The organism is Pseudomonas bohemica (assembly GCF_002934685.1).
GTDB lineage: Bacteria > Pseudomonadota > Gammaproteobacteria > Pseudomonadales > Pseudomonadaceae > Aquipseudomonas > Aquipseudomonas bohemica.
Genome location: NZ_NKHL01000106.1, coordinates 128,128 through 139,622 on the forward strand (window position 1 = coordinate 128,128; position 11,495 = coordinate 139,622).

General features: G+C 57.9%; 13 protein-coding genes and 1 pseudogene. 8 read left to right on the top strand and 6 right to left on the bottom strand.

The features are described 5' to 3' along the window. Position 1 precedes the first annotated feature (1 nt). Genes dapF through CE491_RS13290 form a run of 4 tightly spaced genes read left to right on the top strand, consistent with a single transcriptional unit; the run spans position 2 to position 3,174 of the window. The gene (gene dapF / locus CE491_RS13275; RefSeq protein WP_110948806.1) at positions 2–832 is read left to right on the top strand and encodes a diaminopimelate epimerase; all 831 of its coding nucleotides are present in this window, start codon (positions 2–4) and stop codon (positions 830–832) included. A gap of 13 nt (positions 833–845) precedes the next feature. After that, positions 846–1,583 (top strand): DUF484 family protein, encoded by a 738-nt coding sequence (locus CE491_RS13280; RefSeq protein WP_110948807.1) that lies wholly within the window; start codon positions 846–848, stop codon positions 1,581–1,583. Positions 1,584–1,585: 2 nt separating this feature from the next. After that, the gene (gene xerC, locus CE491_RS13285) at positions 1,586–2,482 is read left to right on the top strand and encodes a tyrosine recombinase XerC (RefSeq protein WP_110948808.1); all 897 of its coding nucleotides are present in this window, start codon (positions 1,586–1,588) and stop codon (positions 2,480–2,482) included. Then, the gene (locus tag CE491_RS13290; protein WP_110948809.1) at positions 2,479–3,174 is read left to right on the top strand and encodes an HAD family hydrolase; all 696 of its coding nucleotides are present in this window, start codon (positions 2,479–2,481) and stop codon (positions 3,172–3,174) included. The genes xerC and CE491_RS13290 overlap by 4 nt, the downstream gene beginning before the upstream one ends. A gap of 163 nt (positions 3,175–3,337) precedes the next feature. Here CE491_RS13290 and sutA read toward each other — a convergent pair whose 3' ends face one another. The 4 genes from sutA to glnK all read right to left on the bottom strand — a co-directional run bounded on the left by sutA (position 3,338) and on the right by glnK (position 6,155). Next, positions 3,338–3,670 (bottom strand): transcriptional regulator SutA, encoded by a 333-nt coding sequence (sutA, locus tag CE491_RS13295; RefSeq protein WP_110948810.1) that lies wholly within the window; start codon positions 3,668–3,670, stop codon positions 3,338–3,340. A 93-nt stretch (positions 3,671–3,763) separates the two neighbouring features. Then, positions 3,764–4,195, bottom strand: coding sequence for a secondary thiamine-phosphate synthase enzyme YjbQ (locus tag CE491_RS13300; protein ID WP_110948811.1), 432 nt, complete (start codon positions 4,193–4,195; stop codon positions 3,764–3,766). 250 nt (positions 4,196–4,445) lie between these two features. Further along, on the bottom strand, positions 4,446–5,783 hold the full coding sequence (locus CE491_RS13305) for an ammonium transporter (RefSeq protein WP_110948812.1): 1,338 nt from the start codon (positions 5,781–5,783) through the stop codon (positions 4,446–4,448). A 33-nt stretch (positions 5,784–5,816) separates the two neighbouring features. Beyond that, positions 5,817–6,155, bottom strand: coding sequence for a P-II family nitrogen regulator (gene glnK / locus CE491_RS13310; RefSeq protein ID WP_002555808.1), 339 nt, complete (start codon positions 6,153–6,155; stop codon positions 5,817–5,819). A gap of 418 nt (positions 6,156–6,573) precedes the next feature. Between glnK and CE491_RS13315 the strand changes: the two genes are divergently transcribed. Continuing rightward, entirely contained in the window at positions 6,574–6,837 is a 264-nt protein-coding gene (locus CE491_RS13315; RefSeq protein ID WP_110948813.1) for an accessory factor UbiK family protein, read from the top strand. Between the two features lie 170 nt (positions 6,838–7,007). Further along, positions 7,008–7,373: pseudogene (locus CE491_RS13320) on the top strand (magnesium chelatase domain-containing protein); the annotation flags it as partial. A gap of 419 nt (positions 7,374–7,792) precedes the next feature. Here the strand turns inward: CE491_RS13320 and CE491_RS13325 are convergent. Continuing rightward, entirely contained in the window at positions 7,793–8,083 is a 291-nt protein-coding gene (locus CE491_RS13325) for a helix-turn-helix domain-containing protein (protein ID WP_110948814.1), read from the bottom strand. 345 nt (positions 8,084–8,428) lie between these two features. Here CE491_RS13325 and CE491_RS13330 point away from each other — a divergent pair, with 345 nt between their 5' ends. Both CE491_RS13330 and CE491_RS13335 read left to right on the top strand, forming a co-directional pair. Beyond that, positions 8,429–8,893 carry a MarR family winged helix-turn-helix transcriptional regulator gene (locus CE491_RS13330; protein ID WP_199885090.1) on the top strand — a complete coding sequence of 155 codons (465 nt, stop codon included), beginning with the start codon at positions 8,429–8,431 and terminating at the stop codon, positions 8,891–8,893. Beyond that, on the top strand, positions 8,893–10,899 hold the full coding sequence (locus CE491_RS13335) for an FUSC family protein (protein ID WP_110948816.1): 2,007 nt from the start codon (positions 8,893–8,895) through the stop codon (positions 10,897–10,899). Before CE491_RS13330 ends, CE491_RS13335 begins: the two co-directional genes overlap by 1 nt. A 389-nt stretch (positions 10,900–11,288) precedes the next feature. Here the strand turns inward: CE491_RS13335 and CE491_RS13340 are convergent. After that, positions 11,289–11,495: IS3 family transposase (locus CE491_RS13340; protein ID WP_199885091.1), on the bottom strand; the 207-nt coding region annotated here is incomplete at its 5' end.

Consider the following 11,495-nt stretch of genomic DNA (forward strand, 5'->3'; position numbering starts at 1 on the left):
CATGTTGCTGCGTTTTACCAAGATGCATGGCCTGGGCAACGACTTCATGGTGCTGGACCTCGTGAGCCAGCACGCGCACATCCTGCCCAAGCACGCCAAGCAATGGGGCGATCGGCACACCGGCATTGGTTTCGATCAGCTGCTATTGGTTGAAGCGCCAAGCAACCCGGACGTGGATTTCCGCTATCGGATCTTCAATTCCGACGGATCGGAAGTCGAGCAATGCGGCAATGGCGCGCGCTGCTTTGCCCGCTTCGTGCTGGACAAACGCCTGACGGCCAAGAAGCAGATCCGCGTCGAAACCAAAAGCGGCATCATCGAGCTGGATATCCGCAATGACGGCCAGATCAGCGTCGATATGGGCGCGCCGCGGCTAGTGCCCGCGGACATTCCCTTCGACGCGCCACAACAGGCAACCAGTTACACACTGGACGTCGATGGCGAAAGCGTCGAGCTGGCCGCTGTCTCGATGGGTAACCCCCATGCCGTGCTGCGCGTCTATGACATCAACAACGCGCCGGTTCACACCCTCGGCCCGAAAATCGAGAACCACCCGCGCTTTCCGGCTCGGGTGAACGTGGGTTTTCTTCACGTCGTCGATCGCCAGCGCGCGCAACTGCGTGTATGGGAACGCGGCGCGGGGGAAACCCAGGCCTGTGGCACCGGCGCCTGCGCGGCGGCGGTCGCGGCCATCAGTCAGGGCTGGATGGAATCGCCACTGCTGATCGATCTGCCCGGCGGACGCCTGTCCATCGAGTGGGCCGGCCCGGGTCATCCGGTACTGATGACCGGCCCGGCCGTCAGGGTCTACGAAGGCCAAGTACGTCTATGAGTGAGAGTATCCAATGACCGACCTGCCTCAGACTTCAACCGACACGCCCGGCGAATCATCCGCCGATCAAGCAGTGCCTGCCCTTGAAGCCGAGGCGGTCGCGGCCTGGCTGCAACAACACCCGGACTTCTTTGCCGAACACGATGAGCTGCTCACGGCAATGCGCATCCCGCATCAGCGCGGCGACACCGTTTCGCTGGTCGAACGTCAGCTCAAACTGCTGCGCGAGCGCAATATCGAAATGCGTCATCGGCTGTCACAGCTGATGGACGTGGCCCGCGACAACGACCGCCTGTTCGAGAAAACCCGTCGCCTGATCCTCACGCTGATGGACGCCACCAGCCTGGAAGAAATCGTCATTGCGGTGGAAGACAGCCTGCGCCAGGAGTTTCAGGTGCCGTTCGTGAGCCTGATCCTGTTCAGCGATAACCCGATGACCGTGGGCCGCTGGGTCAGCAGTGCCGACGCGCAGAAGGCGATTGGCGGGCTGATTTCCGGCGGTAAAACCGTCTGCGGCGCCCTGCGTGAGCACGAACTGGAGTTTCTGTTCGGCGCCGAGCAGAGCAAGGAAGTCGGCTCTACCGCCATCGTCGCGTTGAATCATCAGGGCCTGCACGGTGTTCTCGCCATCGGCAGCCGTGATCCGCAACACTACAAAAGCTCGGTGGGCACGCTGTTCCTCACCTACATCGCCGATGTGCTGAGCCGCCTGCTGCCGCGTTTCACCAACGCCCTGCGCTCGGTTCGCTAGTCATGGAACGGCAATTGGACGCCTACTGCACGCACCTGCGCAGTGAGCGCCAAGTGTCCAGCCACACGCTTGAAGCTTACCGCCGCGACCTGAGCAAGGTGCTGGCGTTCTGCGAGAAGCAGCACATCGACAGCTGGAAGACGCTGGATATCCAATCCATGCGCAGCCTTGTCGCCCGCCTGCATCAGCAAGGCCAGTCATCGCGCAGCATTGCCAGATTGCTGTCCGCGGTGCGCGGTTTCTACCACTATCTCAATCGCGAAGGCCTCTGCGACCACGATCCGGCCAACGGCCTGTCACCGCCCAAAGGCGAGCGTCGCCTGCCCAAGACCCTTGATGCCGACCGCACGCTGCAGCTGCTGGAAGGCGGCGTGGAAGAGGAATTTCTTGCGCGCCGCGATCACGCGATTCTCGAGCTGTTCTACTCGTCCGGGCTACGGCTTTCAGAACTCACTGGGTTGAACTGCGCGCAACTGGACCTGGCCGACGGGTTGGTGGAAGTGCTTGGTAAGGGGAGCAAGACCCGCGTCCTGCCGGTGGGACGCAAAGCCCGCGAGGCGCTGGCGCAATGGTTGAAACAGCGAGCGCTCGCCAATCCCCAGGACGACGCCGTATTCATCAGCCAGCAAGGCCGACGCCTGGGACCACGCTCGATTCAGTTGCGGGTCAAGGCCGCTGGCGAACGTGAACTGGGACAGAACCTGCACCCGCACATGCTGCGTCACTCCTTCGCCAGCCACCTGCTGGAATCGTCTCAAGACCTGCGGGGCGTACAAGAACTGCTCGGCCACGCCGACATTACAACGACTCAGATCTATACCCACCTGGATTTCCAGCATCTGGCAACGGTGTACGACGGCGCCCACCCACGGGCCAAACGCAAGGATTCTTCCGAATGAGCATCAAGCTGATCACCTTCGATCTGGACGATACCCTGTGGGAAACCGCACCGGCGATCGTCAGCGCAGAAGCCATGCTGCGGGACTGGCTGGCGCAAAACGCACCGAAACTGGGCCCGGTGCCGGTGGAGCACCTGTGGGAAATCCGTTCGAGTCTGGTCGAGGCTGATCCGAGTTTCAAGCACCGTATCAGCGCACTGCGCCGTCGCGTGCTGTTCCATGCGTTGGAAGACGCAGGTTACGGCCAGGCTGAGGCGCAGCATTTGGCTGAGCAGAGTTTCGAGGTGTTTCTTCAAGGACGACACAAGCTCGATATCTTCCCCGAAGTAGTGCCGACGCTGGAGACTCTGACCAAGTCCTACACTCTGGGTGTAGTGACGAACGGCAACGCCGATGTGCGTCGCCTGGGTCTTGCCGATTACTTCGCTTTTGCGTTGTGCGCTGAAGACCTGGGCATCGGAAAGCCTGATCCCGCGCCGTTCCTGGAAGCGTTGAAACGCGGCAACGCCGATGCAAATCATGCAGTGCATGTCGGCGACCACCCCGGCGATGACATCGCAGGTGCTCAGCAGGCCGGCTTCCGTGCGATCTGGTACAACCCGGGCGGCAAAGCGTGGGAAGCTGATCACTTACCGGACGCAGAGATCAGCAGCCTGACGCAATTGCCTGAGGTGCTGGCGCGCTGGGGGTGAGGGTTGGCTCGAGATTGCTGCATTGATGCCTTTCAGGCCATTCGCAAGCAAGCTTGCTCACGAATAGGCCCAAAGCGCATCAGAGTAAGAATCCCAAGCAAATCCCAGCCAAAAAAAAGCCCGCAGCGACAGCGGGCTTTTCTTCAGCAGGCATCAGACACCCTTAGATAGGGCGGCTACCGTACTTGTTGTCAGGCTTCTTTGGCGGATCGGCGACCACATTGGCCTCCACTTCCTGCACCTTGCCACCACGGGCGAGGAACTCTTCCATCGCACGAGCGAGGGCGTCACGTTCTTTGTTCTTGGCTTCTACGCTTGGAAGCTCATCAACCGAGACTGCGGCCTTGGCCTTGCCTTTGGCCGGCGTTGCCGATACTTCGGGGCTGTCTTCGACATCCGCCACGTCATCATCGGGAGCAGCGGCAAGTTCCTCACCGTCGTCCTCGCCTTCCAGATCGTCTTCCAGACCTTCGTTATCGATGTCATCGTCGCTCATGTTCTACCTCATGACTTGCGAAAGCAGATTAGTTATAGCCCAGCTGCGCTTAATTTCTAAGACAACCGGAAAAAATTCAACTACCGCCGATAATCAGCGGTCGTGCCCCTCCCCCTGAAGGGTGGCGAGGACTTTACGCGCACCGCCTGCATCGCGATGCTCTCCTAAATAAACACCTTGCCAGGTTCCCATCGCCAACCGCCCGTCCGTGACCGGAACAAGCAACTGACAGCCCAGCAGGCTGGCTTTGAAGTGCGCTGGCAGGTCGTCCGGGCCTTCGTCGTCATGTTCATAACCGTCACGTCCTTGTGGGATGAGGCGGTTGAAGAAACGCTCGAAGTCACGGCGCACTGCCGGGTCGGCATTCTCGTTGATGGTCAACGAGGCCGAGGTATGCTGCAGCCACAAATGCAACAGCCCGACTCGACAATCACGCAGTCCGGGAACGCCTGCGACGATCTCGTCGGTCACCAGATGAAATCCACGAGGCCTTGCCCGCAGGGTGATTCTGGTCTGTTGCCACATACAGTTCTCCGCCCTTCGGCGCGCATTCTAACGCGCTAGAAAAAAAAGCAAAGCGCGTAATGAGTGACGTTGTTTGTAAGCCTGAAACCCGAAACGCCAGGCCTTTGCGATCAAGGCCAAGGCCGCCCTGAAACCAGGACATGGCAAGGTTCGCGCTCAGCTTGTCGGCCATCCGTTTGCTGTCCTGCCTATCGACAAACTCCAGACAAAAAAATGCCCGGAAGTCCGGGCATTTTTTTCAAGGCCGTGTTTACAGGTTGTAGCCACGCTCGTTGTGTTGCGCAAGGTCAAGGCCGACAGCCTCTTCTTCCTCGGTGACACGCAGACCCATGACGGCGTCCAGCACCTTGAGGATGATGAAGGTCACGATCGCGGTGTAGATAATCGTGAAGCCAACGCCTTTGCACTGAATCCAGACTTGTGCAGCGATGTCGGTCACGGTGCCGAAGCCGCCCAGCGAAGGGGCTGCGAAGACGCCGGTCAGGATCGCGCCGAGGATACCGCCGATACCGTGAACGCCGAAGGCATCCAGAGAGTCGTCGTAGCCCAGTTTGCGTTTCAGGCTGGTTGCGCAGAAGAAGCAGACCACGCCAGCCGCCAGACCGATGATCAGGCCGCCCATCGGGCCAACAGTACCGGCAGCCGGGGTGATGGCCACCAGACCGGCAACCACGCCCGAGGCGATGCCCAGTGCGCTTGGCTTACCGTGGGTCAGCCATTCAGCGAACATCCAGCCCAGTGCAGCAGCGGCGGTTGCGATCTGAGTGACCAGCATCGCCATACCGGCAGTGCCGTTGGCCGCGGCAGCGGAGCCGGCGTTGAAGCCGAACCAGCCTACCCACAGCATCGCTGCGCCGACCAGGGTGTAACCCAGGTTGTGCGGAGCCATTGGGGTGGTCGGGAAGCCTTTGCGTTTGCCCAGAACCAGGCACGCTACCAGACCGGCTACACCGGCGTTGATGTGAACGACGGTACCGCCCGCGAAATCGAGAACGCCCCAGTCCCACAGCAGACCACCGACACCGCTCCAGACCATATGCGCGATCGGCGCGTAGACAAGGGTGAACCAGATGGCCATGAAGACCAGCATCGCGGAGAACTTCATGCGTTCTGCGAAGGCGCCGACGATCAGAGCTGGGGTGATGATGGCAAAAGTCATCTGGAAGGTGACGAATACGGCTTCTGGGAACAGAGCCGTTGCACCTGTGATGCTGGAAGGCGTAATGCCCGCCAGGAACGCCTTCGACAGGCTGCCGACGAAGGAGTTGAAGTTAACGACGTTGGCTTCCATACCGGTGGTGTCGAACGCCAGGCTGTAGCCATAGATGCACCACAGGATGCTGATCAGGCCAGTGATAGCGAAGCACTGCATCATTACCGACAGAACGTTTTTCTGGCGAACCATGCCGCCGTAGAACAGTGCCAGACCGGGAACGGTCATGAACAGCACCAGCGCGGTGGAAGTCAGCATCCAGGCGGTATCGCCTGAGTTGAGTACGGGGGCTGCCACTTCGTCTGCCGCCATGGCCAAGCCAGGGGTTACGAGGGACAACAGGGCTCCTAGCCCTGCGAATTGACGCAGAGTCATATTGTTTTCTCCTGGGGCGTTGGGTTTGGCGGCTTAGATTGCGTCGGTATCGGTTTCGCCGGTACGGATGCGAATAGCCTGTTCCAGATTGACCACGAAGATCTTCCCGTCACCGATCTTGCCGGTGTTGGCCGCTTTGGTTATCGCTTCGATAACGCGGTCAAGATCCTTGTCGTCGATCGCAACGTCGATCTTCACCTTGGGAAGGAAGTCGACTACATATTCCGCACCGCGATACAGCTCGGTGTGGCCTTTCTGACGTCCGAAGCCTTTGACTTCAGTTACCGTGATGCCCTGCACGCCGATTTCCGACAACGACTCGCGTACGTCGTCCAGCTTGAACGGCTTGATGATGGCAGTGACTAGCTTCATGAAACTTTCTCCCGAATTGGTGGACTTGCCCCAGGAAAACAAACCCGTCTCAAGTCTAAGCGCAGCGTCTGGCTTTGTAACGCGTCGATGGCCCGAAACAGGCCAGACCAACTCCAGAAACCACTTCTGACGAAAACCTTCCCCGCTCCGCCTGCCGCACTGCATTCGTCACAGCGACTGCACCAGTGCATGGGTCATATGCCACTAAGCAGAAAGCTTGCCATCTCGTGAAATCCCGCAAATTACGGCGCTTGGCGTCCACTCAGGCGGATTCGGATCGCCACCACCCGATTCGTCCGCACAACAACAGTGCGTACGTGCACGCCAACATGCGCGAAAACCGTGCAACGTCCACCCCGTAAAATGACTGGAGGCGCTGCGTGCTACACTGCCGCCCATCTGATTCTGGAGCTTCATCATGCTCGTGCCCAAAGCCTTTCTAGATGCCCTGAGCGACCACGCCTCGCGGTTGTTCAACGGCGAGACTCCACTGCCTCGCAACGAATTCGAAACCCAGTTCAAGGCGCTGCTGCAAAGCGGCTTCAGCAAACTGGATCTGGTAAGCCGAGAAGAATTCGACAGCCAGATGATCGTCCTGGCCCGCACCCGTGCCCGTCTTGAGGCACTGGAAGCGAAGATGGCGGAGATGGAAGCGCAGTTGGCGGGGCAGGTTAACGAATAACCAACAATCATCCTGTGACGCCCTTTGTGGGAGCGAGCCTGCTCGCGAAAAGGGCTTCTGCGAAAAGCTACGCTCAGACACATGCCGTAGAACTCGCAACAGCTCCCATCTCTGACCTCTGTCTATCCTTCAGCACGCCGCAGGAAGCGGTGCCGTTATCAAGGAAAGTCATGTCCCTCGCCATTGTCCTGAGTCGCGCGCAAGTCGGCGTCGAAGCGCCTGCCGTCACCGTTGAAACCCATCTGGCGAACGGCTTGCCGACTTTAACCCTGGTAGGTTTGCCCGAGGGTGCCGTTAAGGAGAGCAAGGATCGGGTGCGCAGCGCGATTCTCAACTGTCGGCTGGATTTTCCGGCGAGGCGCATCACGTTGAATCTCGCACCTGCCGATCTGCCCAAGGACGGCGGACGTTTCGATCTGGCGATTGCGCTTGGGTTGCTGGCGGCGAGCGCGCAGGTTCCAACGCAGGCGCTCGACGGTGTGGAATGCTTGGGCGAATTGGCGCTGTCCGGGGCCATTCGGCCAGTGCAGGGATTAGGAGGACTTGCAAGACACAATCTAAGTAAATCTTCAGGGATAGCGCAGGACCTAGCATACATATCGTCGGGACAGCGGATATATGTAGTCATCATGCGAGGATGCGCCCTTAAAATTCGTCTGTGCACAGTATCGGTTTTTGCGCCTATTGGGCAATCTCAAGACTGCGAAGAACCCACACCAGCGCAGCATCGAGCTACTAGCCAAGTGATCGGAGCGTCAATCTACACGAACTCGATCAGCGCAGCGGCCGAGCCTGCGTCATGAAAACTCTCCATCTCCATGCTCAGCCCGAATGAAAGCATATGGAGTCGCCCACAGTTGCCGCACAAAATCTGCCGATCACAAGAAGAGCGCATGCGGGAGCCTAAACCAGCCGTGCGCTCCCCAGCAGCGCACCCCGGCCCCATCACCGTTTTTCAATCCTGGTCTAGAGTGACCAAAAATTGAAGTTCCGTTGTCACCCGTTTCAAGAGCTCGTCGGCGGGCATGTCATCTAACTTCGAATAGCACAGAGTCATCACCGTCAGCGGATGTAGCTTCAATACGGTGCAAATCTGCGTCAGCTTTTCTAGTGTTGGGATGGTCTTCCCTCGCTCCAAAAGGCTGATGTTCGTCCTGCTACTGACAACCGAAAAATCCTCCTGAGACAGATCCAGCTGGGAGCGTAAACCTTGCAGCGTGATCGCGAAGGCTGATCTCAATTCCATTTTGCAATCTCGCAAAAGGAACGATGAGGCGATATTGAACAATATATGACTACAACATATATTGTTCACGCCCACCGAGGAGCCTACTGAATGAAACGTTCTGCGCTGTTGTCGCCGACGCCGATTTGACCCGCACGCCTGACAAGACTGACCCATCTCCAAACCTGCACAAATCCAGCACAGACAATGATTCGCGGGGAGTCAGCTTGGGTCAGTGAGATCTCGGCAACTGGGTCCGTTCGGCGTCAGCGGCAAGACGCTGGGATCATCACTCGGCCGGTGAGCTTGACAACAGCAGACCTCACGCTCAATCTAGTTGTAGATACAACCATATTGAGTCTTCCGATGTCTGTTTCCCGTGGTGAACTAGAGCTTGAGTTTTCCAGTGGCGTCGCTCCCCTGTACCAGCTATGGCGTGCCGCAGCTAACTTGGCAATCACACCCGAGTCGGATCTTTCTCATTCGCTCGCATGGCCGCTTGTCGTTCTTCGCCAGACGAAAGCGCCATTAAAACAGCATGAGCTGGCCGCCCGCTTGGCCTTGGAAAAATCGACTGTGGCAAGGCTCGTGGAACAGCTTTACCACGCGGGGTATATCTATCGGCTGCCTGACCTTCATGATCGTCGTGCGAAAACCGTTGGTCTAACCTCGAAAGGTTGTCTGTGGGCAGACAGACTGGAACCGCTAGTCACACAGTTCCGAGCGAGAACGCTTGCCCACGTCAGCGATGAGGAACTGGGTGTCTGCGTATCGGTATTCGCACGCCTCAGGGCCGCGCTGGACACTTCCCCGCCAGGTCGCGAGAACTGATGCAAGCGCCGGATAAGGACGCGTGGCTATTTGCGATAAAGACCTGCATCGCAGCGCTGATCACCTTATATATCGCTCTGGATTTGTCGCTGGACCGGCCCAGTTGGGCAGTCACAACGGTATTTATTGCCTCCCAGCTCTATGCCGGGGCCACGGTATCCAAATCAGTCTATCGATTGCTCGGTACCTGCTTGGGGGCGATCGCCTCGGTGGTGATGGTGCCGAACTTGGTACAGACGCCGGAACTGCTCTGTCTTGCGCTGGCTGCCTGGGTGGCAGGTTGTTTATTCGTCTCGTTGCTCGATCGCTCACCTAGAAGCTATATTTTTATGTTGGCGGGTTATAGCGCGGCGTTCATCTGCTTTCCTGCTATCAACACGCCGTTGTCTATTTTCGATCTATCGGTAGCTCGGGTCGAAGAAATCAGCCTGGGAGTCATTTGCAGCAGCTTGGTGCACACCTTAGTGATGCCAAGGTTTGTGCAGAATCTTATTGACCAAAAAATCGATAGTTGGCTGGATGACGCCCAATACTGGTGGATAAGCTTCGCCGCCTCGCCAAATGCCAACACCCCTAAACCAACCCAGGCGCTTACGGCAAAGCTGGCGGCGTACCCTTCATTGCTAGAGGCAATGGGAACTCACCTTGCCTACGAAAATGCAGGAGGCAGCAAAGCAGAACGTACCGTGCATCACTTGGTGATGTGCCAGTCGCTACTACTACCACTCATAGCGTCTATCGAACAGCGCTTGGGTATAGCTGAGCGGCAAGGCCTAACCCCGCCGATTAGAGTAAAAGAGCTGATTCATGCGCTCCCCCAATGCATCACCTCAGCCGAGCCTACCTTGCAGGTGCAAAGCGCGCGCCAAATCATCGCCCAAATGGATGGCACCGCCAAGGGATGGGACGCGCTATTCTGGCAAAGCCTTACCTTGAAGATTGAGGAGTTGCTTGATGTACTTGTCTCAGTACATAAGTTGCGCTCTGTCCTGCGAGCCCGCTTCAAACTGACGGAGCCGGTTGTACTCCGGCAGTCGCGCCGTCCACAGCTCGACCTGGGCTTGGCAGCGCTATCGGCTCTGACTGCATTTTGTTCAGTCCTGGCCGGATGCGCACTGTGGATCGCCACCGGCTGGGAAGACGGCGCCTCCGTACCGATGATTGCTGCGGTGGCTTGCTCCTTTTTTGCCGCGCTCGATACGCCGATTCCTTCGATGAAGCTTTTTCTTCGCTATGTGCTGGTCTCTGTCGTAGTAACCCTTGTGTACACCTCTGTTTTATTGCCGCTTGCCGGTAGCTTCGAGATGGTGGCGCTGCTACTGGCCCCCGCCCTGATCGCGCTTGGCTTGCTGATGGCTAACCCCGCTACGGCCTTTATCGGCATGGTGTTGTCGACCAACATCGCTACGCTCATCGCACTTAATAATCAGTATTCCGGCGACTTCGTCGCCACGCTCAACGGCTCGCTGGCCACCGTCTGTGGGCTCGTGCTGACAATGGCAATGATGTCGCTCTTGAGGGCCAGAACGCCAACATGGCGCGGGCACCGAATTATGATGTCGGCGTTGGAAGACCTGCAAAACTGCCTGTCGCTGAATGTTGGCGATGGTCAGTTTTCCCAAGCGCGCATGGCCTTCGTACAGCGCATGGTTGACCGACTGCACATGATTATTCCGCGTATGGGGACGGATGAAATACTCAAGGGATATCTGCTGGCTGAACTGCGGCTGGGCGCGAATGTACTCGACCTGCGCCACTCAGAGTTTGAGCGGACGCAAAGCGATGCCGCCCTTACGGGCTTGGTGAAAGAGCTGATAGACGGGATTGGCACCTACGTCGCCAGCAAGCAAACGAGACTTGATCAGCGTCCCTCCGAGCCATTGCAGGGGCTGCTTGACCAGGCCATAGTTGCCTGCCAACGGGATAGTGGAGCATCACAACGACGGCTGCAAAGCCTCGTAAATATCCGTTTGGTGTTATTCCCCGATACATATCCAAGTCATTGAGTGAGGGCGCGCGTAGGGTTAGGTCAACCTAGCAAATCACAAGTTCTCGCACCTGCTGAGGCTTGCGTTAACAACGCATATGCCGCCGACACGCCTTGCTGAACTCGGAGCAAAGGCGATGGTGCGTGAGTAATTGCATGGACTTGACCACCCATTTGCATCCGACTTGACCACTGCACATGACTTCTATGACTGACAGGGTTCGAACCATTCTGTTGAAAAAGTAGCTCCACTGCCTGGCCTGCGGCAAAATCTCTTCATTGGCCGCGGGGGTGTTGGCGCTGATGGGATTTTGAACCAGAGGGGATGCGGATAAAAACTTGAACTGGTTATGCCGCGAAGCCCAGGCTCTCACGATACTCAACGGGACTGAGAGCGCCGAGGGAAATCTAGATGCGTTTCTCGTTGTACCAGCGAATGTATGAGTCCAGGGCCTGAATGAACTGCTCGATGCTCGTTGACTGCCAGTTGCGAGGATAAAACAGCTCCGTTTTCAGCCGGCCGAAGAAGCCTTCGCAAGCCGCGTTATCTGGTGAGCAGCCCTTGCGCGACATCGAACGAATCAGCTTCGCATCAGCGATGCGCGATAGCCAGCC

Coding starts and splice junctions, on each gene's coding strand:
- dapF (WP_110948806.1), top strand. CDS start 2: ATGTTGCTGCGTTTTACCAAGATGCATGGCCTGGGCAACGACTTCATG.
- CE491_RS13280 (WP_110948807.1), top strand. CDS start 846: ATGACCGACCTGCCTCAGACTTCAACCGACACGCCCGGCGAATCATCC.
- xerC (WP_110948808.1), top strand. CDS start 1,586: ATGGAACGGCAATTGGACGCCTACTGCACGCACCTGCGCAGTGAGCGC.
- CE491_RS13290 (WP_110948809.1), top strand. CDS start 2,479: ATGAGCATCAAGCTGATCACCTTCGATCTGGACGATACCCTGTGGGAA.
- sutA (WP_110948810.1), bottom strand. CDS start 3,670: ATGAGCGACGATGACATCGATAACGAAGGTCTGGAAGACGATCTGGAA.
- CE491_RS13300 (WP_110948811.1), bottom strand. CDS start 4,195: ATGTGGCAACAGACCAGAATCACCCTGCGGGCAAGGCCTCGTGGATTT.
- CE491_RS13305 (WP_110948812.1), bottom strand. CDS start 5,783: ATGACTCTGCGTCAATTCGCAGGGCTAGGAGCCCTGTTGTCCCTCGTA.
- glnK (WP_002555808.1), bottom strand. CDS start 6,155: ATGAAGCTAGTCACTGCCATCATCAAGCCGTTCAAGCTGGACGACGTA.
- CE491_RS13315 (WP_110948813.1), top strand. CDS start 6,574: ATGCTCGTGCCCAAAGCCTTTCTAGATGCCCTGAGCGACCACGCCTCG.
- CE491_RS13325 (WP_110948814.1), bottom strand. CDS start 8,083: ATGGAATTGAGATCAGCCTTCGCGATCACGCTGCAAGGTTTACGCTCC.
- CE491_RS13330 (WP_199885090.1), top strand. CDS start 8,429: ATGTCTGTTTCCCGTGGTGAACTAGAGCTTGAGTTTTCCAGTGGCGTC.
- CE491_RS13335 (WP_110948816.1), top strand. CDS start 8,893: ATGCAAGCGCCGGATAAGGACGCGTGGCTATTTGCGATAAAGACCTGC.